The organism is Glutamicibacter sp. NPDC087583 (assembly GCF_044743685.1).
Taxonomy (GTDB): Bacteria; Actinomycetota; Actinomycetes; order Actinomycetales; family Micrococcaceae; genus Glutamicibacter.
The window spans coordinates 154,938-177,044 of the sequence record NZ_JBIUWY010000006.1 but is presented as its reverse complement, the minus strand read 5'-3'; the positions used below and the strand labels follow the sequence as shown (position 1 = coordinate 177,044).

The following is a 22,107-nucleotide window of genomic DNA, read 5'->3' as shown; positions in this document are numbered from 1 at the left end:
ACGGCATAGGCAGGAACGCAACAGCCAGGGCAAGTGCGAAAATCATCAACGGTGTCTTTTTCATGCACGCTTCACCTTCAACGCCCGAACTAGGAGGGTACCGCCTATGGCTAAGGCTATGACGCCAGCCGGGAACGAAATCCACCATGGTTCAGGGATGAAGAAAGCGACCGCGCACGTTGCCATAAAGACTAGGGCGAATATTGTTTCTTTCATGCCTGCACTTTCTTCAAACGGTTTTACGGTGAGTCTACATAGAGCACTGGACAGGATAGGAGAGCAACTTCGAAAGACGCTACGCGCTAGCGTACGAACGGTCCTATGACGTGCTGGCTAATGCGTGTGCAAATGTATGCACACACTGCCGGGTAAATTCTGAGATGCCGTGCCCCCACAACCTAAATAGCCTTATATCTAGGCCAAATAGCACCTTGCGGAACACTCAATTATCGCTTTCGTCTTTCTCGTAAAGAGCCGGTCGCCGGTTCAAATCCGGCAGGGGACTCGTTTTCGCAATTTTCAATGGATTTTCATGACTGGTCCCGGGGTCTTCGATTCCCACGCAGTCCATTCTTATCCCGCATCTTGCCCAACGGCGCTTTTGGATATTCAATTAGGCCAGAGCCGGCAAACGATTCTTCACTCCGCGATCAGCAGATCATCGATCCTGGTTCGCGACCGGCAATAGCGGTATAAGCCTTCGACAGCAATTTCCAAGGAATTCCAAACTGATGCAATCCTTGCAGTACTCCCCTGAACCGCCATCGCTAGGCGGCAACGCGATCATGCGCCAACGGTGGAGCGAAGTAGCGTTCCTGCATTGGCGGGTTAGCCCGGATGAGGTGGCGCCGTACATGCCCGAAGGATGCCGGCCAGATATTGTCGCCGGCAGCGCTTGGGTGGGCCTCGTCGCTTTCCAGATGTCGCGCAGTGCGTTCTTCTCCGGTCCTGCGATTCCGTGGTTGGGTGACTTCCCGGAGATCAATGTGCGCCTCTATTCCGTTGATAATCAAGGACGCCGCGCAGTGGTATTCCTGAGCCTTGAAGCATCACGCCTGCTACCTGTGCTCATGGCGCGGGCAGTCTTCGGGTTGAAGTACCAGTGGTCGTCCATGAAGATCCTGAAGAAGGCCGGCACGATCAGCTATGCAACACGGCGCATCGGAAATCCGAGCGCACGTTCCCGCATCGTCGTGCGTCCGGTAGAAGCTTCTGCCAGTGCCGATCCAATTACCCCGGGTTCGCAGACCGCCATCGCGCTATCGGCACAGTGGGCGTTCCACCAGCGGCATCTTGGGCGCACCTTGCACTGCCGGAACCACCATGAACCGTGGCCGCTGCAACCTGCACAACTCGTTGAATTCGACGATGGCCTGCTGCGTGCCGCCGGTTTCGCCACTCTCGCTGATCGAGCTCCTGACTCGGTTCTGTACGCCGAAGGCGTCGATACGCTGTTCGCTGCACCAACCGTACTGGACTGCTAGAGGCCAGGCACAAGGCAGTTGCGGCAGAAGGCTCCCGGTTTCGGAAGAAACCGGGAGCCTTCTGTTCTGCCTAGCTTTTTTACTCGAAGTCGGCGGTTGCCGGGTCAGCCGAGATACGGCCTTCCGCTCCGCGGTCCAGGGTAGCGATGGCAGCCAGATCTTCTTCGTCCAGCTTCACGTTCAGCGATTCGAAGTTCTCGACGATGCGCGATTCGGTGGTCGACTTCGGGATGACCACGTTGCCTACCGCCAGGTGCCACGCGATGACTACCTGCGCCACCGATGCTTCATGCTTCTTGGCGATCTCCACCAGCACTGGGTCGCTGAGCAGTTCGCCGCCGTGGCCCAGCGGGGACCAGGACTGGTGCAGGATGCCGTGCTCGGCCTCGTAGGCGCGCAGCTCGCCCTGCGGGAAGTACGGATGGGTTTCGACCTGGTTGATCACCGGGCGGACGCCGGTTTCGGTGTAGAGCTCTTCCAGTGCTTCCTTGGTGAAGTTGCAAACGCCGATGGACTTGGCCTTGCCGTCCTTCTGCAACTGGATCAGTGCCTTCCAGGTGTCCACGTAGGTGCCGCGCTTGGGCTGCAGCCAGTGGATCAGGTACAGGTCGACGTATTCCAGGCCGAGCCGTTCCAGCGAGGCATCCGCTGCGGCGAGGGTCTTCTCGAAACCCTGGTCCGAGTTCCAGACCTTGGTGGTGATGAAGAGGTCTTCGCGTGGCACGGTGCTGGCTGCAACTGCGCGGCCGACGCCAGCTTCGTTGCCATAGATGCGTGCGGTGTCGATGTGGCGGTAGCCGGCGTCGATGGCCTGGCCAACGACTGCTTCCGCGTCCTCGTCGGCGACCTTCCAGACGCCATAGCCAAGCTGGTCGATGGTGTTTCCGTCAAGGAACTTCAGTTCAGGAATTGTTTGGGTCATGCAACTAATTTAGTCCACTGATGCGCCCTGCGCGGTGGAACACCACGCGAGCGATCGGGAAAACCCAATTATTCGCTGGAAGCGAGCAATTGCACGGCCCGGCTGACGTCTTCTTTCACCAGCATGGCACGATGGCGCACGGCTTCGATATCGATCGGCTTGCCGGCTTCGGCCTGCATGCGCATCATCGCTACGACCTGTGCGGTCGTCGCCAAATCGTTGGCGGCCTTAGTCAGCGAACGATGCGCCGCAGAGGTCAGCTGCGGGATCGTGTCGTCATTGCTCGGGGTGATCCGATGCGCCGCACAGCAAAGCTGGCGCACGGTCGGCAACAGCACAGCCATCTCATTGGCTTCTCGGACCAGCTGGTTGTAAACCTGGTCATCGTTGATGCCCTCTACCACCTGGAAGACCCGGTCCAATGACCGCTGGAAACGGTCATGGGCGCGACGCCAGACGCCCTCGCCAAGTTCGCGAGCAGCAGCACGCTCAGCGCGCAGTCGTGAAAAGAACGCCATTACACTTCTCTGCCGGTGGATTCCGATGAATTACTGGTTCTAGCCTACCGGGATCACCGCAGTGTTCCCGGCAGCGGGGTCGACATAAAACGAAACCGGCCGCGAGCCCCATCCGCTTTCGCCAATGGTTCTCACGGCCGGTACCAGTCGCGTTCAGCAGCAACGCCCTTCAGGATTCTTTTCCTGCCAGTCGGTGTAGTCCTTCCAGAATTCGCGCTCGGTCATTGGCTTGGCGCCAGGATGATTGCGTTCATGGTGTTCCAGGTAGTGTTGGTACTTGTCGGCACCGAGCACCCCGTCGACAAACTTCTTGGCTTGCCCAAGGCGTTCCAACAGCGTCGCCATGGCTAGTGGCCGCCTCGCTGGACTTGGGCTTCGGCAGGGATTTGCTTCCAAGCCTTTTCAAGTTCCTTTTCGGCAGGCGACGAGATCAAGCCGGCGGGTGCGTACATCTTCGATGGCACGGCAGGATCCTCGGTGCTGTTGCCACCACCGCTCTGCTTGGCCTTGGCGGTTGCGACAACCGCCGAAACCAGCACGATGGCGGTCAGTACCAGGAAGACCACGGACAGCCAGCCCTGGACACCGGTGTTGCGGACCACGGCCTCCATGGCTTCGACGCTGCCCGCCGAGCCGAGGGAAGTCTCGCCATTGGCCAGAGCTTCCTTGTAGGCGTTGTGGTTGGCGAAGTAGCCCACCTTGGTATCTGCGGAGAAGATCTTCTGCCAGCTCGCGACGAAGGTGATCACCACGGTGAAGGCCAGCGGCAGAGCCACGACCCACAGGTACTTGAAGTTGTTCTGCTTGGCGATGATGGTCATCACCACGGCCAGCGCTATCGCAGCCAGCAGCTGATTGGCGATGCCGAACAGCGGGAAGAAGGTGTTGATGCCGCCCAGTGGATCTGTCACGCCGAGGATCAGGATGTAGCCCCAGCCGGCAACCATGATCAACGTGCACAGCCACACGCCCGGACGCCACGAGGTGTCCTTGAACTTCGGGAAGAAGTTGCCGATGGTGTCCTGCAGCATGAAGCGTGCAACACGGGTACCGGCGTCAACCGCGGTCAGGATGAACAGTGCTTCGAACATGATCGCGAAGTGGTACCAGAAGCCCATCATCGCGGTGCCGCCGAACCACTGGTGCATGATGTGCGCAATGCCCACAGCCAGGGTCGGAGCGCCACCGGTACGCGAGACAACCGAGCTCTCGCCCACGTTATTGGCAAGTTCGGTCAGCTGGTTTGGATCCAGGCTAACGCCGGCCAAACCCAGCGAGTTCACGAATGCCGCCGCGGTTTCCACCGTGCCACCGGTAGCGGCAGCCGAAGAGTTCATCGCGAAGTAGATGCCGCGGTCGATGGAAATCGCTGCAACCAGCGCCATGATGGCCACCATGGATTCCATGAGCATGCCGCCGTAGCCCAGGAAGCGGGTTTGCTTTTCCTTCTCGACCAGCTTCGGCGTGGTGCCCGAGGCGATCAGTGCGTGGAAGCCCGACAGCGCACCGCAGGCAATGGTCACGAACAGGAATGGGAAGATGTGCCCGGCAACGACCGGGCCATCGGCACGGCCAGCGAACTCGGAGAAGGCCGGAACATCGATTTCCGGGCGGACGACGATGATCGCCACGGCCAGCAGGCCGATGACGCCGATCTTCATGAACGTCGACAGATAGTCGCGAGGAGCCAGCAGCAGCCATACCGGGAGCACCGCGGCGATGATGCCGTAGATGATGATGGCCCAGGCGATGGTGGTGCGATCCAGGTGGAAGAACTCGGCACCCCACGCAGACTCGGCAATCCAGCGGCCGGAAATGATCGCGAACATCAGCAGCACGAAGCCGATGATGGAGATTTCCAGGACCTTGCCCGGGCGGATGAACCGCAGGTAGATGCCCATGAACAAGGCGATAGGGATGGTCAGGCCCACCGAGTAGACACCCCACGCGGACTCGCCCAGTGCATTGACGACCACCAGCGCCAAGATGGCGGTAATGATGATCATGATAGCCAGGGTGGCGATCAGGGCAGCGGTGCCGCCGATCAGGCCCAGCTCTTCGCGGGCCATCTGGCCCAGCGAGCGTCCGCCACGGCGCATGGAGAAGAACATGACGAGATAGTCCTGGACCGCTCCGGCCAGCACCACGCCCACGATAATCCAGATGGTGCCTGGCAAATAGCCCATCTGCGCTGCGAGGATCGGTCCAACCAGCGGACCGGCGCCTGCGATGGCGGCGAAGTGGTGGCCGAAGAGCACGCGGCGATCGGTGGGAACGAAGTCACGGCCGTTATTGACCGATTCGGCCGGGGTGGCCCGGAAATCATCCGGTTTGGCGATCTTGCGCTCGATGAACTTCGAGTAGAAGCGGTAGGCAATCAGGTAGGTCGCAACAGCGGCGAAGACGAACCAGATGGCATTGATGGTTTCCCCGCGCGAGAAGGCGAGAATCGACCATGCGATTCCGCCGACCAGCGCGATGGCAACCCAGATGGCGATCTTGGCGGGGGTCCAACGCTTTTCTTCGCGTTCGGCAACCTCAGGATCGACACCCGCTGGTGGCAAGGTATTTTGGGTACTCAAATCGAGCAACCTCCTAGGAACAGTGCAAGTGATGTGCGCGACCAGCGGTTATTAGGCTAGTCACGCATTAATGACTACTGAGTCACCTTACAACTGGTTTCCCGCTGCTTTAAACCTCTATGACAACTTTTCCCGTATGTTCACCGGAATCGAAGTATTCGTGGGCAGCGGCCAGCTCCGGGAATCCAAAGGCCTTGGTGACGTTCAGTGCCAGTTTCCCCTGTTCCAGCAGCGGCATCACGCGGGTAATGGTCTGGCGAACGATCTCCGCCTTCTCATGCAGCGGGCGGGAACGCAAAGTTGTGCCGATGATCCGCGCCCGCTTGCTCATCAGCAGCCCCAAGTTCAGTTCTCCCTTGGCTCCGCCTTGCAGTCCGATGACTACCATCCGTCCGCCGACGGCGAGCGCCTTGACGTTCTCCCCCAGGTATTTGGCGCCCACGACATCCAGGATCAGATCCACGCCCCTGGCGTCGGTCAGTTCCTTGACGCGTGCAGAAAAGTCCTCTTCCCGGTAGTTGATCCCCTCGTCGGCGCCGAGGGTACGGCAGTAGTCCAATTTCTCTGCCGAGGAAGCGGTGACGATGACGCGGGCGCCAGCGGCTTTGGCGAGCTGTATGGCCATGGAGCCGATGCCGCCGGCTCCGCCATGGATCAACAACGCCTGGTCTTGGCCCAGTCCGCCTTCGATGAAGAGGTTGGAGACCACGGTGGCGGCGACTTCCGGCAACCCGGCGGCTTCGATGCTCGAAACCGTTTCAGGGATTTCGATGAGCAGTTCTGCCGGAACATTGACGTACTGCGCATACCCGCCAGCAGCGAGCAGGGCGGCAACTCGCGCTCCCGGTTTCCATCCGCTGACGCCATCGCCGATCTCCACGATGCTGCCCGAGACTTCCAGCCCGGGGATATCGTTGGCTCCGGGAGGTGGCGGATACACTCCCTTGCGCTGCTGCACATCCGCGCGGTTCAGTCCGAAGGCCTCGACCTTGACCAGCACTTCCCCAGCTGCGGGGACCGGCATTGGCCGTTGGACCAGTTCAAGGACTTCTGGCCCACCGGCACCGTTGTAGATATAGGCGTTCATAACGTCGTTCATGTCCTTCAATTCCTTTCAACAGGGGTTCATGCCGTATACTTTTTCGGGTTGGATGGTTGTCCGAGCGGCCGAAGGAGCTGGTCTTGAAAACCAGTAGGCGGCAACCCCGTCTCATGGGTTCAAATCCCATACCATCCGCGCTTTTCGAGTTTGGCGGGCTGATCCTTGGATCAGCCCGCCAAACTGCTTAATACTGCTCCGCGCTTAATCTTTCGTTGGCGATCAGCCCCGCCAGGCGAGCCACTTCGTTCACTACGTTGGCTGCGTCTTGCAAGGTTCGGGCCGCGGGGTGGCGCAGGTCGCCCGCTTGCGCGGCAATAGCGGTCCCCCACTGCGCTGATGACAATTGCAATCCCAGCACGAATAGCCCGCGGTGCGCCAGCCCATCGCTGTTGACCAGACGGTATGGTTCACCGACCACGTCGAAACCGGATCCAGGCAGGCTTTCGCCTTCCGTGTTCTTCCAAGTGTGCACGCGCGCTACGTGATCTCCCAAGAGCTGCTTTATCAGCGCCGCGTTATTTTGCAGCACGCGGTTACTGGGCATCATCGCTTCGCACATGGTCTTCGCAGTGTGCACCTCCGCATCTACCCAGGGCGAGGATGCGGTGAATTGCTCGGAAACCTCGTCGAAGCCGAACTCCGGGTCCGGACCAAGGAAGGTTACTATCCCGGCGCGCGAAAGCGCCAGCAGCTGTTCAATGCGTTCCAGCGGCGGGCCTGAGGACAGTCCTTCGACCAGTGGCTCGAAGTGCGCTTGGATTTCTTCAATGCGCGACTGCTCGTCGATCACGCCGGAAGCAATCAGCTCCTTGACCAGCATGCGTCCGGCATTCATCGTCATGATGGCGCATGACAACGGGTCTTCTAGCCCGCCGGTGCTGTGCCGGGCATTGCCCACGAGGTAGTCGCGTACTGCCTGCTGGTATTGCTCATCGGAGCTGAACCCGAGTTCTTCAAATGGCCTTGCCAGCTTTGGCACATCGAGCCACTGCAATTGCGGGAACTGCCCGACGAACTTGCGCAGTTCGCTAAGCCACACTTGGCTTCCTTCATGGTGCTCCGCAGAGAGGATCGCTTCGAGCTGATCAACGAATTCTCGCTCATCGAGACCTTCCGGGGCACCATGCGCGCGAGCGCAGGTGCTGTAGTAGGCGAACAAGATGTCCCGGTGCAGTTTGGGCCAAATATGGCGTGAGAACACCAAGGAGGAGGCAGGGTTGGTGGCGCGTGCTTCGGCAAGGCGCCCGATGTGTTCCGGAGCGTCGAAGTAGCGTAGTTCAATTTCATCAGGAATGAACTGCTCCACTACTGGCTTGCCCCAGTAGGGGGTACCTCGGCGCGAAGCTACGATCAGTGCCGGCTCCCGGCCTGAGCCGATGTACTGCAGGCGATGCCCCGGCTCGGTGCTGGCCTCACGGAAAATCCCGCCGCGGCCTGCCGTCAGCTCGGCCATGCCGTCAAAGAAATTCAACCCCAACCCGCGGATCAACGCAGGCTGGCCCTCCTTGAACTGGGAGTAGTCGAGGTCCGCTGGAACATTCGGTGGCAGGTAGGTGGCCCCGGCTTGGGAGGCAGCTTCCTTGAGCTGCTTCTGCCATGGGTTCAGTTCTGCCGGCTGGTGGCCCAAGGCCAGCACCACAGCGTCAGCGGCCAGCTGACGGGTTTCGGCACCCTCCAGGTTACTGCGGAAATCGATCTGATAGGCGTTGCCGACGGGGCGGACCGCAACGACTTCTGCGGCTACATGTTCGATGCTGAAATTCTCGTGGGTGGCAAGTATCGCTGCGCTGCGCTCATACACGTGCTCGAGGTACTCGCCATAGATTGCGCGTGACGGATAGGAGCCGGGTTCAATTTGCCCGATCAGCTTGGCATGCTCATCGGTGAGCTTGCGTCCATCGCCGCGCAGTGCGACGAACTGGCGAAAGCTCAACCCCGGTTCATCGCCCAACCGTTCGGGGGCCACTGTCGGAAATGATGACGGGGTGTTCATCAGGAAATGCTCCGACTGTTTCGGGTTCCACACGTGGCCGGAGCCCGGAGGGAACGGATCAAAGACCGTAACTTTCAGAACGGTGCCTTGGGCCGGGAGTTTCAACGCCAAGTTAGCGAGTCTTTCAACCACGCTCGTGCCGCGTGGGCCTGCCCCGACAAGGGCCAGGCTGAACTCGTTCTTTGGTGTTGCTATCTCGCTGTTCACTCCTCTAGGTTATTACCTTTGGAACAGGGCATGGGCCAGACGCATAGACTATGGCCATGACTGAGCATGATTCTGAGGTTGCAAGCGCTGATCCGTATTCCTGGCTTGAAGGAATTCACGACGAAACGGCACTCGAATGGGTGCGGGATCAGACCCAGCGTACCGAGTCCGAGCTGTACGACGACTCGTTCCATGCCACTGCGGAGCGGATCAAAACGGTCCTGGATGCCCAAGACCGCATTCCCATGGTGACCAAGCGTGGCGATCACTACTACAACTTCTGGCGCGATTCCGCCCATCGTCTTGGACTTTGGCGTCGCACCACTTGGAATTCCTACCTCAGCGACGACCCGCAGTGGGAAATCCTATTGGATCTTGACCTGCATGCGCAGCTGGAAGGCCACGAATGGCATTTCGCTGGTTCAGCACTCCTGCGTCCAGCGGCCGGTGGCGCCTACCAGCGGGCCCTGCTTCGCTTGAGTCCTGACGGCGGCGACCAGGTGCGCATTCGCGAATTCGATCTGGCCTCCAAGAGCTTCGTTGCCGGCGGTTTCGACCTCCCCGTTGCGAAGACCCAAGCCTCGTGGATTGACCACGATACCTTGCTTGTCGGTTCCGCCAGCAGCGAGCAGTTCACGACCCGTTCGACCTACGCGAATACCTTGCGAAGGCTCAGCCGCGGCATGGAGATCGAAGAAGCGCCAATTCTCTTCCAAGTCGATAGAGAACATGTCGCAGCCTTCGGCTACTTCGATTCGACTCCGGGATTCGAACGCGTGGTCACCACTGATGCCATCGACTTCTACAATTCCAATGCCGGTGTCCTCATCGACGGGGAACACCATCTGATCGATGTTCCAACCGATGTGCAGGTCAGCCTGCACCGGCAGTGGGTCCTCTTTGCTCCCCAAACCAATTGGGAGCACCAAGGCCAGAAGATCGCTGCGGGTTCATTGGCTATCGCCCGGTTGGATAGGTTCCTCGAGTCCGGCAGCATCGAGAAGGTTCTCTTCGTCCCGGATGCGCACACTGCGCTGGAATCACTGAGCTTTACCGCCAATTATCTGCTGCTCACCGTATTGCATGATGTGGCTTCGCAAGTGCGCATCATTGATCTGGCAGATCATTTCAGCCAGTCGGACATGCCGCTGATGGATCCAATGCTCAGCGTCTCGGTGGGAGCCGTTGATGATGAGGATCAGGAGCACGGCGATGACTATTGGATGACCATCACCGGATACATTACCCCTACTACCTTGTTGCGCGGCACAGTTGGTTCGGCAGCAAAGGTCGTGAAGAAATCGCCGGATCGCTTTGATGCCGGTGGTTTTGAAGTCACCCAGCATTTTGCGTCCTCTGCGGACGGCACCAGGGTTCCATATTTCCAGGTCGCGGCATCCGACCTGGTCCACGATGGGAAGAACCCGGTGCTGATGGACGGCTACGGCGGTTTCCAGCACAGCATGACTCCTGCCTATGCAGCCGCCATGGGCACCGGTTGGTTATCGCGGCGTACCGTTGAGGGCCGCAAACCGGTATACGTCATGGCCAACATTCGCGGTGGTGGCGAGTACGGGCCGGATTGGCATCGTGCTGCCCTGCGTGAAAAGCGCCATCGTGCCTACGAGGATTTCGCGGCCATCGCCCAGGACCTGGTGGCTCGCCGGGTGACGTCCCGCGCGCATTTGGCCGCGACAGGGCGTTCTAACGGCGGGTTGCTCATGGGCAATATGATCTCTGGCTACCCGCACTTGTTCGGAGCAATTTCCTGCGGCGTCCCGCTATTGGACATGCAGCGCTACACGCAGCTAGCTGCCGGCCATTCCTGGATTGCCGAGTACGGCGACCCGCAGGTTCCCGGGGACTGGGACTTCCTGCGGACTTTCTCCCCCGTGCATCGACTCACCGACCAGCCTCATCCAGCCAATGACTATCCGGCCTCGTTGATTTGGACCACGACTTCTGATGACCGTGTCGGCCCTTCGCAGGCACGCATCATGGCAGCCAAAATGATGGATCTGGGCATTGCCAATGTGCGGTACCACGAGCCACAGGGCGGTGGCCATGCCGGGTCAACGGATAACGAGTCAACCGCCAAAATGCTGGCGACCAGCTACGAATTCCTGTGGCGACAGGTGCGTTAGCTCTCTCGTTTTGGAACACGCGCCCATCTTCGGGTAGGCTAGATTCTGCTGGAAACAGCGGATGGACACGTGCCAGAGCGGCCGAATGGACTTCACTGCTAATGAAGGGTCGGGCTAAAACTCGACCGGGGGTTCAAATCCCCCCGTGTCCGCCAAGAACCCCCTACTCAGGTAGGGGGTTTTTCGTTCATATGGCACTTTTTCGACGAGAACGTTCCGAATACGGAAAATCCCCCGGATTCACCGATTTTTCGGTGGATCCGGGGGATTTTCAAAACTCCAGGACAGCAGTTTCTCCGCTACTGGTCGTCGCGCTTAACGAAGGTCCGCAGCATGTTCTGCACGATATCCTCTGGCAACGAGGTGTGGCGAACAATGATTTCCGACATCCGGTCCAGATCGGTATCGGCGATTGCGTCGAAGAGCGCTTCGCGGTCAGCTTCTGGAAGTTCGGCAGCATCGAAATGCACTGGACCATCCGGGCCCTGGCCTTCAAAGCGGAAGTCTGCAATATTGCCGTTGGCGCTGGCGCCAGACATGGGAGACGTCGCGATCATGCGTTCCAGGTCTTCGACCGGCAGATCCGTATAGCCGTGCAGGATCTTTGCCGCTTCTTCAAAATTGGAATCCCGCAGCATGGAGAATAGCTGGTCGTATTCATTTGCCGGCAGTTGTTCGCTGGAAAATTCGCGGTTCTCGCCATCAAGTTCGAACGCCATCTTGAAGTGCGTAGCACTTGGTTCCTGAAGGGAACTGAACTGCTCGCTCCATTCCTGGGGTACAACCCAAGTGTCATCGGCAGGTGCTGGTGTGGCATCCTCTGCGGCAGTGGCGGCCGCTTCACGATCTTCGCGCTCAACTTGAGCTTCGAGTTTGTCGCTCAAAGCCTTGATCTCGGCATCATCATTCGGCAATTCCTTGGCAGGGGCTGTCTGCGGGTACTTGTCGAGGCTGCGTACTGCAATCACGCAATCCTTGACCGAGTCGCCAGTAGCAGCGCGGAAATCCTTGACCGCGCCCATGACGTCGCCCTTGGCCAGATTGCGGTACACCGAATTGCGTGAAGCATCATCCAGCCTCGCGTTTGCCGCCTGCGCTGCTTCACGGGAAATCGCCTGCGCGATTTGCGCAGTGTTCTTCTTGCGCAGCGCTTGCAGACCGAAGTAGCCCAGGGCAATCACTGCGATGAGGACAACGAGCCAGATGAGAAATTCCATACTTCCAGACTACTTTGTTTAACTGTGCGATTACCCGGCTACGCCCAAAGTGAAAGGCATGACACCCGGTGCGCCGGCGATGCGCAGGGCCCGCCCAGCCATCGCCATGGACCACCGGGAATCAACCAGATCATCAACTAGCAGCACCGGCCCTGGAGCGTCGGCAATGAGCTGTTCGAGCTGCGTTGGAAGTTCAAAAGCATCGGCAACCGCAGCCACACGGAAAGCGGAATTCCCGCCCGGGCCATTCTGTGGTCCAGCACCGCGATATTCGAGCTGCCCCAGGTAGCGCAACCGTCCCACCTCAGCTAGGCCCTGAGCAAGGGAGGTGATCAGCTGGGGACGCTTATTCGATGGCATGGCTACAACGCCCACTGGACGTTCCTCCCAATTCCATTCGGCAAGCACCTTGATGCACGCATCGAACATCGCCTTGTCGATAGGGGAATCGGTGGGGTCGGCAAAGAGCTGGCGCAATCGGTTGCCCCACCCCAGGTCGGTCAGGCGAGCCAGCGCCCGGCCCGTGGCCACCTGCTCGTCAATAGCGATTTTGCCCTTGAGCGTGTACCCCAGCCGGTCCAGTCCCGAAGGGTACAGCTTGCGCGGTTCAATAGGAACTCCCACCCGTCCAAGTGCCGCCTGCGCGCTGTCCTTCGAATCGTCAGGAATATGGTCGTCAAACCAAACGCCAGCGCAGTTGTCGCACCGGCCGCAGGGAGCAGACTGGGGATCATCCAAGGCGTCGGTCAGAAACTGCATGCGGCATCCGCGAGTGTTCTCGTAACTGACCATGAGGTTTTGTTCATGGATTCGGCTCTGCGCCACTCGCTTGTACCGATCGGCATCATAGGTCCATGGCATGTCGGTGCGCATCCAGCCGCCGGCAACACGCTCCACCGCACCATCCACGGCCAGCACCTTCAGCAACAGCTCAAGTGGCGAGCGGCGAAGGTTCACGGCGCTTTCCAGCGCCGGGACGCTCATCGCACCGTCGGTCTTGGCCAAGGCCTCGAGCACCTGGGTGGCGCGTACCTGGTCCGGCATGGAGCTGGTGGCGAAGTATTCCCAAATTTCCGAGTCGTCGGGCCCGGGCAGCAGCAGGACATCTGCGTTGATGCTCCCACGCCCGGCACGGCCCACCTGCTGGTAGTAGGCCACGGGCGAGCTGGGGGCACCGATGTGCAAGACGAAACCGAGGTCTGGCTTGTCAAAGCCCATGCCCAAGGCGCTCGTGGCGATCAGCGCTTTCACTTCGTTATTCTTCAACGCTTGTTCAAGGCGTTCGCGTTCTTCCAAATCGGTGCGCCCGGTGTAGGCAGCAACTTCGTGCCCGGCATCCTTGAGCAGGCGAGCAATATCCTCGGCCGCAGAAACCGTCAGGGTGTAGATAATGCCCGAGCCCTTGAAGTCCTCGATGTGGCTGAGCAACCAGGCTAACTGCATGCGCGGCGAAGCCAGACGCAGGGCACCTAGGCGCAGCGAGTCGCGAGCCAGGGTGCCGCGCAGCGTGAAGACCTCCTCGGTGCCGCCGGCCAGCTGTTCGGCAACGTCCTGGACTACTCGGCTGTTCGCTGTTGCAGTGGTCGCCAAAACCGGGAGGCCCTGAGGCAATCGGGCGATCAGGTCCCGGATGCGGCGGTAATCCGGGCGGAAATCGTGGCCCCAGTCCGAAATGCAGTGCGCCTCGTCGATGACCAGCAGGCCCAAGCGCTGCATCAGCATCGGCAGCTGCTGCTCGCGGAAGGATGGATTGTTCAAACGCTCCGGGGACACCAGCAGCACATCGAGCTCATTGCGTTGCAGCTTTTCGAGGATTTCACGCCATTCGAGCACATTGGCCGAATTGATGGCCGCAGCGCGGACTCCAGCACGCTCCGCGGCCGCAACCTGGTCGCGCATCAATGCCAGCAGCGGGGAAACGATCAGTGTTGGCCCGTAGCCCTGTTCTCGCAGCAGCAGGGAAGCGATGAAGTACACGGCGGACTTGCCCCAGCCGGTACGCTGGACGACCAGTGCGCGGCGCCGCTCGGCCACCAGTGCGCTGATCGCTTCATACTGGCCATCATGGAACTGCGCGTCCGGGTTTTGCACCAGTGCGCGCAGTTTCTGCAGTGCCAGCGTTTTCAGATCCACTTGCGTTGAGCCATCCATGCCTCCAGTATTTCAGTTCCTGCCCACGATTTAGCCCGTGGCGTCCGCTAATTGTGGATGAGCTCTCGCAAGCTGCGGTGCCGGCAGGGGAAAATAGCTGAAATGTTAGGCATTTCCCATCCGCAATCGCCTAGTTCTCAATGATTTGAATCAGTCAAACCGGTAGGCTGAAAGGCGTGAGTGAAGAAATTGATCTTAATCAGAGCTTTAAGGCCTACGACGTACGCGGCGTAGTCGGCGAGAACCTGGATGCCGAAGCAATTGAAGCCATCGGCGCGGCCTTTGTCGACGTCCTGTCCCTGTCCGGCAAGGAAGTACTGGTTGGCGGTGACATGCGCCCGTCTTCCGCAGAATTCGCCCAAGCCTTCGCTCGTGGCGCCACCTACCGCGGCGCCAACGTGATCATGCTCGGATTGATCTCCACCGATGAGCTGTACTTCGCATCGGGCAAGCTCAATGCCGCCGGTGTTGTCTTCACCGCCAGCCACAATCCCGCCCAGTACAACGGCATTAAGATGTCCAAGTCTGGCGCCCGCCCGATTTCTTCGGCTACCGGTCTTTTCGACATTCGCGACCTGGCCCAGCAGTACCTTGACGAGGGACTGCCGGTCTCCGGTGACGCCCCGCAGGGCAGCATCAGCGAGCGCGACGTGCTGGCCGACTATGCAGCATACCTGCGAGAATTGGTGGACTTGTCGGGCATTCGTCCGCTGAAGATCGTGGTGGATGCCGGTAACGGCATGGGCGGCATGACTACCCCTGCAGTTCTTGGGGGTACGGTGCTCGCTGAGCTGCCGCTCGAAATTGTTCCGCTGTATTTCGAGCTGGATGGCACTTTCCCCAACCACCCGGCCAATCCGCTGGAACCGGAAAACCTCAAGGACCTGCAATCCGCAGTACTGGAGCACGGGGCCGATCTCGGCCTGGCTTTCGACGGCGATGCCGACCGCTGCTTCGTGATCGACGAGCGCGGGCTGCCGCTGTCCCCTTCGGCTATCACCGCACTGGTCGCGGTGCGCGAAATCGCCCGTGTGCAGGCAGCTGGCGAAGAGTCCCCGGTGATCATCCACAACTTGATCACTTCCAAGGCGGTGCCTGAATTCGTCGCCAAGTCCGGAGGCGTTCCGGTGATGACCCGCGTAGGCCACTCCTTCATCAAGGCTGAAATGGCTTCGCAGGGCGCGGTCTTCGGCGGCGAGCATTCCGCCCACTACTACTTCCGCGACTTCTACAATGCCGATACCGGCATGCTCGCTGCCATGCATGTGCTGGCCGCCTTGGGCGAGCAGGAACTGCCGCTCTCCGAGCTGGGTGCCGAATACGAACCCTACGCTGCCACCGGTGAAATCAATTCAGAGGTCGAGGACAAGGCAGGTGCCACTGCCCGGGTCGTGTCGCATTTCCAAGACCAGCCAGTAGAAGTGATCACCATGGACGGCACGACCATTTCAGCGGCCGATGGCAGCTGGTGGATCAATCTCCGCCCATCGAACACCGAACCATTCCTGCGTTTCAACGGCGAAGGCCGGACCGCAGAAATCATTGAGCCCATCCGCGATGCCGTTCTGGCTATCGTGCGTGAAAAGAACGTCACCAACTAGCAAAGGGAAGACATGAACCTCGAAGAACTGGATGAGGGCGTCAAGGACGCGCTGAACAAGGTCTTGGGCACCGCCCTGGGCGTGGCCCGCGAACAGCTCGAAGAGCAGGGCGTGTTCCTGCCTTTCGCGATCGCGCTGGAGCCGAAGGAAGAGGAAGACGAGCCGGAGCTGCGCTTGATCGCTGTTCCGCCAACGGATGATCCTGAGGATCCGGAAGCCGACATCGACACCGAAGCCATGGTTGCGGACCTGATGCAGGTGCTGAACCAGCAGGGCACCCACTTCCAGGCGATCGCCGTCGCCTCGGATGTGCTGCTCCAGGAAAACGACCAGGACGCCATCCACATTGTGGCCGAGCACCGTGTCGGTGCGGCCTTGGCCATCGTGCAGCCGTACACCATGCCTGCAGAGCCAGGCGGCGAATGGATCTTCGACGAGCCAGCGGCAGAGTCGGCGGAAGCCATTTGGGCCAACGCGCTCTAGACCGCAGTTGGTGATTCCGGGGTCGGCATAGTCACTATGCTGACCCCGGAATGCTTTTCCCACGTAAAGTAGGAATCATGAAACTCAGTGCCTTCACCGACGTATGCTTGCGAACCGTCATGGTCCTTGCAACGCCCGGCACCGGGCAACTGACCAGCCGCCAGATCGCCGAGTCCGTGGGGGTTCCCTACAACCACGTGGCCAAAGCCGTCCTGGAACTGCGCACGCTGGGAATCCTGCAGGTCACCCGCGGCCGCAATGGCGGCGCGCAGCTGAGCGATGGAGCACTGGATTTTTCCCTCGGCTCACTGCTGCGCAAGTTGGACAAGCGCACCGATATTGTGGATTGCTCCGATCATGACGCGCAATCCAACTGCCCGCTTTCGGGCAACTGCCGCTTGCGGGCAGTCTTCCGGCAGGCTCGCGAAGCTTTCTACGCTTCCCTGGACCCGCTGACCATCCAGGACATCTGCCCGGCATCATCCGCGATGCCCTTCACGGCGCTCCCCTTCCCGACGGTGCGCGCCCTTTCCTGATTCCCCTGCGTCCCCCCGGGGGTCGCATCGCCGATTTCTGTTACGAATACCGGCCGGTGGATTTGCAATCCTTTTCTACTAGGCGTAGAAATGAATCATAAATCTTGTATCTGTAATACAAGTTATCGCCTACGCCAAGGAGACCCGATGCTGTCCACGAAGTCCTTCCCGGTCGTTGAAGCCACGTTGCCAATCATCGCAGAGCGCATTTCCAGCATTACCCCGAACTTCTACAACCGCCTGTTCACCGCGCACCCGGAACTGCTCGACGGAATCTTCTCCCGTTCGAACCAGAAGAACGGCACCCAGCAGCAGGCCTTGGCGGGATCCATCGCAGTCTTCGCAACCTACTTGGTCAAGTACCCGGGCACCACCCCGGAAACCATGCTCGCGCGCGTAGCCCACAAGCACGCTTCCCTCGGTGTCGCCGAGGAGCAGTACCCCATCGTCTACAAGCACCTCTTCGACGCCATCGCCGAAGACCTGGGCGAGGCGCTGACTCCGCAGATCGCCGAGGCCTGGACCGAGGTCTACTGGCTGATGGCCCACGCGCTGGTCAAGATCGAGAAAGGCTTGTACGCGCAGCAGGCCAACGCCGAGATCTACACCCCGTGGAAGCTTGTCGAGCGCATCGAAACCGGCGTTGATTCGGTCTGCTTCAGCTTCGAGCCAGCTGACCGGACCCCTGCCACCGTCGCCAAGCCGGGCCAATTCGTTTCGGTCCGCATGCCGATGGCCGACGGCCTGCGCCAGGTTCGCCAGTACACCTTGAGCGGCGACATCGAGCGAACCGACCGCCGCACCGTCACGGTCAAACTGGATGTGAACGGCGAATTCTCCCCCGTGATCCACCATGGCCTGAAACTCGGCGACGTGGTGGAACTATCGAATCCGTATGGCGACCTGGTCATCGATGACGATGGCTCGCCGCTGGTGATCGCCACCGCCGGAATCGGCTGCACCCCGAGTGCGGCCGCGTTGCAGACCCTGGCCGCACGCGGCTCCACCCGCAAGGTCACCGTGCTGCACGCAGACCAGACGGCCACCGCCTGGCCATTGCGCGAGCAGATGCTCGAATCCATCGGCAAGCTGCCAGAAGCCACCATCAGCACCTGGTTCGAACGCGGGGAATTGCCGGAGGGGCTGAACGCCACGTCCGGCTACATGGATCTCGCCGGCGCACTGACCGGGAATGCCCAGGTCTACTTGTGCGGCCCGCTGCCATTCATGCATGCAATGCGCAACCAGGCGCTGGAAGCCGGCATCCCGGCCGAGCGTATCCACTACGAAGTCTTCGGCCCGGATGTATGGCTCGCCGCCTAGCTTCCTGGTGACAGAGCCGTGCTGCAGGTGGATCCATGGGGAATCCGCCTGCAGCACTTTTTTTGCCTTTATTTTCCGGTATCCGCAGGAGGATCCGGCTTGCCACCCTGTTTCGGTGCCTTCTTCTTCAAATCGAACTTTTTCGGGTCCAGCTTTCGAGGATCGATTTTCCCGGCGAACCTGCCAGGCTTCTTCTGCCCGGCTTCTTGAACTGGCGGCGCGGGCTCCCCGGCTTCCAGGTCCTGATTCGCCGGCGCTTCAGCGGCTTGTTCCACCGGTGTTGCTTTCGCGCCGGGTGCCGGCTTCGCAGCCTGCGGATCAACTAGGATCTGGTGCAGACCCGCATCGGAAATCCACTTGCGCAGCACCGAGTTGAACAGGATCGGGTTCTCGATATTCCATTGGTGGTGCATGCCCGGAACCACGCGCGTGATCACCTGCGGGAGCCTTGCGCGCAGCGCGTCAAAGGATTTCTGCACAACTTTCGGCTCCTTGGCTCCAGCGAGGGCCAGTACCGGGCCCCGGTAGGAGCCGAGCTTCTGCGGCAATCCCCCCGGGTCCATCTCGTCCATGATGGCCCGCATGTTCTCGGCTTTGAGCTTCACGCCGTGCTCGGTGAACAGCTCGCGCTCATCATCCACCATTCCGTAGGCACCAGCCTGGAAACGCCAGAACCACTCGCTGCCAATGAGCTTGAGCTGCATCCGTTGGAAAGCCCGGGCCGCCTGGCCCACACCGGTCACCGGAGTGCCGGTAATCAGCACGGAGTCAACGAGCTCCGGATGCCGTGCGGCCACGTGCAAAGCAATCACTCCGCCCAGGGAAATGCCAACCAGGTGCACGCCGCCTTCGGAAACCTCGTCGGCGATCAAGGCTGCGACATCATCGGCGGCGGATTCCAGGCCATCCCAGGTCTCCTCGAACCGGGCGCCAAAGGCCGGCAGGTGCAGAGTCAGGATGTTGCAGTCGCCAAAGGCCAGAACCTGCGGGTCCCAGCTCCAGTTGCCGACGTTTCCGCCGTGGAGGAAGACCAGGGTCTTCATCGACCGTTGCCCATCGTGATGCCGCCCGGGATGCACTTCCGGATAATCGGTGGCATCGCGCCCGGCACCGCTTGCAGGGGTCTTGTTCTGGTCTTTGGCTGCAGTCATGGCAAGTACTCCAATACCGCGTCGAGCCATTCCAGCTCCGCGGCTTGTTGTCGGATTGCATGGTCAAGTGTGGCAGCCATCAAGAAGCTGCGACGGTCCGCAGCGGCTCGCATGTCAATGCCTTCGCGCTGGGAGAGGTAGTCATCGAGGATGAACTGCGTGGCTTGGCGGCGTTCCTCCAGCAAGCTCTGGATATCATCGCGTTCGAGTTCGGCGGCGAAGAACACCTGCCCCATGAAAGGATCACGCTCGGGAGACTGCACCGCACCAGCAGAAAGCCACTGGGCCAGTGCCGCACGTCCCGTTTCCGTGATGTGGTGTTCCTGGCGGTCAGGGTAATTCGACTGCGCGACGGTGCGCACGGTGGCATACCCCTTGTCCACCAGCTGCGCCAAAGTGCGATAGATCTGCGCCTTGTCTGCGTTCCAGAAGTGGTTAATAGAGGAGTCAAAGTGCTTCTTGAGCTCGTAGCCAGTCATGGGCGACAAGCACAGCAGCCCGAGAATCAATCGTGCCAAAACCATAGAGCAATCTTTTCATAAATAGTTGATTTTGCACCCACTTTGCCCCGGCGTGTGGAAACTGTACCCGGATTGTGACAATTCCTCCGTGGCGCACGAGAAAGCCCCGGTGACTGGAATTCCAGTCACCGGGGCGTTCCCATGTGCGGATCTGCTGGAGATCCTAGTCAACTATGCGTTCAGGCGATCCTTCAAGCCGTCGAGCTCTGCACGCAGCGAAGCCGGCAGCGCATCGCCGAACTTGGCGTACCACTCTTCGATGGCCTCGACTTCGGTAGCCCATTCATCCTTGTTGACGGCTACTGCCGCTTCAACGTCGGCTGGGGTGAACCCTTCAAGGCCAGCCAAATCCAGGGACTCGCCGGTCGGGACGTTTCCGATGATGGTTTCCCGGGCGTCCGCGGTGCCTTCGATACGCTCGACAGCCCACTTGAGCACACGCGAATTGTCGCCGAACCCTGGCCACGCGAAGCCACCGTCAGCCGTGCGGCGGAACCAGTTGACCAGGAAGATCTTCGGCATCTGCTCTGGGTTGAGCTTGTTCGAGATCTTGTCCCAGTGGTTCAGGTAGTCGCCTGCGTTGTAGCCGATGAATGGCAGCATCGCCATCGGGTCACGGCGAATCACTCCGGTCGCACCTGCAGCGGCTGCGGTGGTCTCGGAGGAAAGGGTCGAACCCATGAAGATGCCGTTGGTCCAGCTGCGGGCTTCGGTCACCAGCGGAATGGTGGTCTTGCGGCGGCCGCCGAAGAGGATCGCATCGATCTTCACGCCGTTAGGCGAGTAGTAGTCCTCGGAAAGCATGTCGACCTGGTCGATCGGGGTGCAGAAGCGCGAATTAGGGTGCGCTGCCGGACGGCCGGATTCAGGAGTCCAGTCGTTGCCCAACCAGTCGGTCAGGTGCGCAGGAGCCTCGTCGGTCATGCCCTCCCACCAGACGCCGCCGTCATCGGTCAGCGCAACATTGGTGAAGATGTTGTTGCCCTTGGAGATGGCGCGCATCGCGTTCGGGTTGGTGGACCAGCCGGTGCCTGGCGCCACGCCGAACAGGCCGTATTCGGGGTTAACGCCGCGCAGCTCGCCGTCCTTGCCGATGCGCATCCAGTTGATGTCATCGCCCAGGGTCTCAGTCTTCCAGCCTTCAATGGTTGGATCCAGCAGCGCCAGGTTGGTCTTGCCGCAGGCCGAAGGGAATGCCGCGGCAATATGGTACGACTTGTTCTGCGGGCTGGTCAGCTTCAGGATGAGCATGTGCTCTGCGAGCCAGCCTTCATCGCGGGCCATCGCCGAGGCGATGCGCAGCGAGTAGCACTTCTTGCCCAGCAGCGCGTTGCCGCCGTAGCCCGAACCGTAGGACATGATGGCGCGCTCTTCGGGGAAGTGCACGATCCACTTGTCTTCGTTGCATGGCCAGGCAACATCTTCCTGGCCCGGCTCCAGGGGTGCACCTACCGAGTGCAGCGCTGGAACGAAGAATGCGTCCTCGGCTTCCATCTTGCGCAGTACTTCATTGCCGATCTTGGCCATGATGCGCATCGAGGCAACGACGTAGGCGGAATCGGTGATCTCCACGCCGTAGGCAGGCACTTCCGCGTTCAGCGGGCCCATGACGAATGGGATGACGTACATGGTGCGTCCGCGCATCGAGCCATCGAACAGGCCGCTGAGCATGGACTTCATCTTGGTTGGGTCTTCCCAATTATTGGTGAAGCCTGCATCTTCTTCCTTTTCGGAGCAGATGAAGGTGCGCTCTTCGACTCGGGCCACATCCTTGGGGTCCGAGAAACCAGCGTAAGAGTTAGGGAAGTTCGGATCGGTCAGCTTGACCAAGGTGCCGGCTTCAACCAGCTCGGCAGTCAGGCGATCATTTTCTTCAGCTGACCCATCAACCCAATAAACACGATCCGGCTTCGTCAGTGCGGCAACTTCCTCAACCCAGGATGCCAACTTCTCGTGCGAAGTAGGTGCTGCGCTGATAACGTTCTGATCCGAGCTCGTGCTCATTATCCATTCCCTCCATTGGGCTGAACTTGCAATAAATCAAGGCTATTAGGTGCTCAACTCCAGCGCCGTGTGATCGAAACCTCATGAAAGTGAAACCCGGAGGACCAGAAGGAAAAAATTCCCGAAATTCCGGGGGTTGGTCTAAACGAATTGACTCGATTATGTGAC

General features: G+C 60.1%; 17 protein-coding genes and 2 tRNA genes. 8 read left to right on the top strand and 11 right to left on the bottom strand.

Annotation, left to right across the window (positions count from 1 at the left end):
* Positions 1-731 precede the first annotated feature (731 nt).
* On the top strand, positions 732-1,484 hold the full coding sequence (locus tag ACIOU9_RS15065) for a YqjF family protein (RefSeq protein ID WP_105658792.1): 753 nt from the start codon (positions 732-734) through the stop codon (positions 1,482-1,484).
* A gap of 79 nt (positions 1,485-1,563) precedes the next feature.
* Here ACIOU9_RS15065 and ACIOU9_RS15060 read toward each other — a convergent pair whose 3' ends face one another.
* The 5 genes from ACIOU9_RS15060 to ACIOU9_RS15040 form a co-directional block, all read right to left on the bottom strand.
* Positions 1,564-2,406 (bottom strand): aldo/keto reductase, encoded by an 843-nt coding sequence (locus tag ACIOU9_RS15060; protein WP_332595330.1) that lies wholly within the window; start codon positions 2,404-2,406, stop codon positions 1,564-1,566.
* Positions 2,407-2,474: 68 nt separating this feature from the next.
* On the bottom strand, positions 2,475-2,924 hold the full coding sequence (locus tag ACIOU9_RS15055; RefSeq protein ID WP_105662501.1) for a hypothetical protein: 450 nt from the start codon (positions 2,922-2,924) through the stop codon (positions 2,475-2,477).
* A 153-nt stretch (positions 2,925-3,077) separates the two neighbouring features.
* Positions 3,078-3,269: a YbdD/YjiX family protein gene (locus ACIOU9_RS15050; RefSeq protein WP_073707480.1), complete on the bottom strand. Its 192-nt coding sequence runs from the start codon at positions 3,267-3,269 to the stop codon at positions 3,078-3,080.
* A gap of 2 nt (positions 3,270-3,271) precedes the next feature.
* Positions 3,272-5,506 carry a carbon starvation CstA family protein gene (locus tag ACIOU9_RS15045; protein WP_388024215.1) on the bottom strand — a complete coding sequence of 745 codons (2,235 nt, stop codon included), beginning with the start codon at positions 5,504-5,506 and terminating at the stop codon, positions 3,272-3,274.
* Positions 5,507-5,615: 109 nt separating this feature from the next.
* Positions 5,616-6,593 carry an NAD(P)H-quinone oxidoreductase gene (locus ACIOU9_RS15040; protein WP_402697434.1) on the bottom strand — a complete coding sequence of 326 codons (978 nt, stop codon included), beginning with the start codon at positions 6,591-6,593 and terminating at the stop codon, positions 5,616-5,618.
* 62 nt (positions 6,594-6,655) lie between these two features.
* Between ACIOU9_RS15040 and ACIOU9_RS15035 the strand changes: the two genes are divergently transcribed.
* Positions 6,656-6,743, top strand: a tRNA-Ser gene (locus ACIOU9_RS15035).
* A gap of 49 nt (positions 6,744-6,792) precedes the next feature.
* Here the strand turns inward: ACIOU9_RS15035 and ACIOU9_RS15030 are convergent.
* A complete protein-coding gene (locus ACIOU9_RS15030; protein ID WP_402697415.1) occupies positions 6,793-8,808 on the bottom strand; it encodes an FAD/NAD(P)-binding protein in 2,016 nt (671 codons plus the stop codon).
* A 56-nt stretch (positions 8,809-8,864) separates the two neighbouring features.
* On the opposite strand from ACIOU9_RS15030, the gene ACIOU9_RS15025 reads away from it, so the two are divergent.
* Positions 8,865-10,952, top strand: a complete 2,088-nt coding sequence (locus tag ACIOU9_RS15025; RefSeq protein WP_402697413.1) for a prolyl oligopeptidase family protein — start codon at positions 8,865-8,867, stop codon at positions 10,950-10,952.
* A gap of 63 nt (positions 10,953-11,015) precedes the next feature.
* A tRNA-Ser gene (locus tag ACIOU9_RS15020) sits at positions 11,016-11,107 on the top strand.
* A gap of 144 nt (positions 11,108-11,251) precedes the next feature.
* On the opposite strand, the gene ACIOU9_RS15015 is transcribed toward ACIOU9_RS15020, so the two are convergent.
* Positions 11,252-12,169 (bottom strand): hypothetical protein, encoded by a 918-nt coding sequence (locus tag ACIOU9_RS15015; RefSeq protein WP_105658799.1) that lies wholly within the window; start codon positions 12,167-12,169, stop codon positions 11,252-11,254.
* Positions 12,170-12,199: 30 nt separating this feature from the next.
* On the bottom strand, positions 12,200-14,320 hold the full coding sequence (locus tag ACIOU9_RS15010; RefSeq protein WP_402697411.1) for a RecQ family ATP-dependent DNA helicase: 2,121 nt from the start codon (positions 14,318-14,320) through the stop codon (positions 12,200-12,202).
* 167 nt (positions 14,321-14,487) lie between these two features.
* Between ACIOU9_RS15010 and ACIOU9_RS15005 the strand changes: the two genes are divergently transcribed.
* From ACIOU9_RS15005 to ACIOU9_RS14990, 4 genes are all read left to right on the top strand, one after another.
* Entirely contained in the window at positions 14,488-15,921 is a 1,434-nt protein-coding gene (locus ACIOU9_RS15005) for a phosphomannomutase/phosphoglucomutase (RefSeq protein WP_166650881.1), read from the top strand.
* Positions 15,922-15,933: 12 nt separating this feature from the next.
* Positions 15,934-16,404, top strand: coding sequence for a hypothetical protein (locus ACIOU9_RS15000; protein WP_105658802.1), 471 nt, complete (start codon positions 15,934-15,936; stop codon positions 16,402-16,404).
* A gap of 77 nt (positions 16,405-16,481) precedes the next feature.
* Entirely contained in the window at positions 16,482-16,940 is a 459-nt protein-coding gene (locus ACIOU9_RS14995) for an Rrf2 family transcriptional regulator (RefSeq protein WP_332594999.1), read from the top strand.
* 147 nt (positions 16,941-17,087) lie between these two features.
* On the top strand, positions 17,088-18,263 hold the full coding sequence (locus ACIOU9_RS14990) for a globin domain-containing protein (protein ID WP_105658804.1): 1,176 nt from the start codon (positions 17,088-17,090) through the stop codon (positions 18,261-18,263).
* A 68-nt stretch (positions 18,264-18,331) separates the two neighbouring features.
* Here the strand turns inward: ACIOU9_RS14990 and ACIOU9_RS14985 are convergent, their stop codons facing one another.
* From ACIOU9_RS14985 to ACIOU9_RS14975, 3 genes are all read right to left on the bottom strand, one after another.
* A complete protein-coding gene (locus ACIOU9_RS14985) occupies positions 18,332-19,414 on the bottom strand; it encodes an alpha/beta fold hydrolase (RefSeq protein WP_402697409.1) in 1,083 nt (360 codons plus the stop codon).
* Positions 19,411-19,938 carry a PadR family transcriptional regulator gene (locus ACIOU9_RS14980; protein WP_105658806.1) on the bottom strand — a complete coding sequence of 176 codons (528 nt, stop codon included), beginning with the start codon at positions 19,936-19,938 and terminating at the stop codon, positions 19,411-19,413. Before ACIOU9_RS14980 ends, ACIOU9_RS14985 begins: the two co-directional genes overlap by 4 nt.
* A gap of 168 nt (positions 19,939-20,106) precedes the next feature.
* Entirely contained in the window at positions 20,107-21,939 is a 1,833-nt protein-coding gene (locus ACIOU9_RS14975; protein ID WP_105658807.1) for a phosphoenolpyruvate carboxykinase (GTP), read from the bottom strand.
* Between the last annotated feature and the right edge of the window lie 168 nt (positions 21,940-22,107).

Coding starts and splice junctions, on each gene's coding strand:
- ACIOU9_RS15065 (WP_105658792.1), top strand. CDS start 732: ATGCAATCCTTGCAGTACTCCCCTGAACCGCCATCGCTAGGCGGCAAC.
- ACIOU9_RS15060 (WP_332595330.1), bottom strand. CDS start 2,406: ATGACCCAAACAATTCCTGAACTGAAGTTCCTTGACGGAAACACCATC.
- ACIOU9_RS15055 (WP_105662501.1), bottom strand. CDS start 2,924: ATGGCGTTCTTTTCACGACTGCGCGCTGAGCGTGCTGCTGCTCGCGAA.
- ACIOU9_RS15050 (WP_073707480.1), bottom strand. CDS start 3,269: ATGGCGACGCTGTTGGAACGCCTTGGGCAAGCCAAGAAGTTTGTCGAC.
- ACIOU9_RS15040 (WP_402697434.1), bottom strand. CDS start 6,593: ATGAACGCCTATATCTACAACGGTGCCGGTGGGCCAGAAGTCCTTGAA.
- ACIOU9_RS15025 (WP_402697413.1), top strand. CDS start 8,865: ATGACTGAGCATGATTCTGAGGTTGCAAGCGCTGATCCGTATTCCTGG.
- ACIOU9_RS15015 (WP_105658799.1), bottom strand. CDS start 12,169: ATGGAATTTCTCATCTGGCTCGTTGTCCTCATCGCAGTGATTGCCCTG.
- ACIOU9_RS15010 (WP_402697411.1), bottom strand. CDS start 14,320: ATGGATGGCTCAACGCAAGTGGATCTGAAAACGCTGGCACTGCAGAAA.
- ACIOU9_RS15000 (WP_105658802.1), top strand. CDS start 15,934: ATGAACCTCGAAGAACTGGATGAGGGCGTCAAGGACGCGCTGAACAAG.
- ACIOU9_RS14995 (WP_332594999.1), top strand. CDS start 16,482: ATGAAACTCAGTGCCTTCACCGACGTATGCTTGCGAACCGTCATGGTC.
- ACIOU9_RS14990 (WP_105658804.1), top strand. CDS start 17,088: ATGCTGTCCACGAAGTCCTTCCCGGTCGTTGAAGCCACGTTGCCAATC.
- ACIOU9_RS14985 (WP_402697409.1), bottom strand. CDS start 19,414: ATGACTGCAGCCAAAGACCAGAACAAGACCCCTGCAAGCGGTGCCGGG.
- ACIOU9_RS14980 (WP_105658806.1), bottom strand. CDS start 19,938: ATGGTTTTGGCACGATTGATTCTCGGGCTGCTGTGCTTGTCGCCCATG.
- ACIOU9_RS14975 (WP_105658807.1), bottom strand. CDS start 21,939: ATGAGCACGAGCTCGGATCAGAACGTTATCAGCGCAGCACCTACTTCG.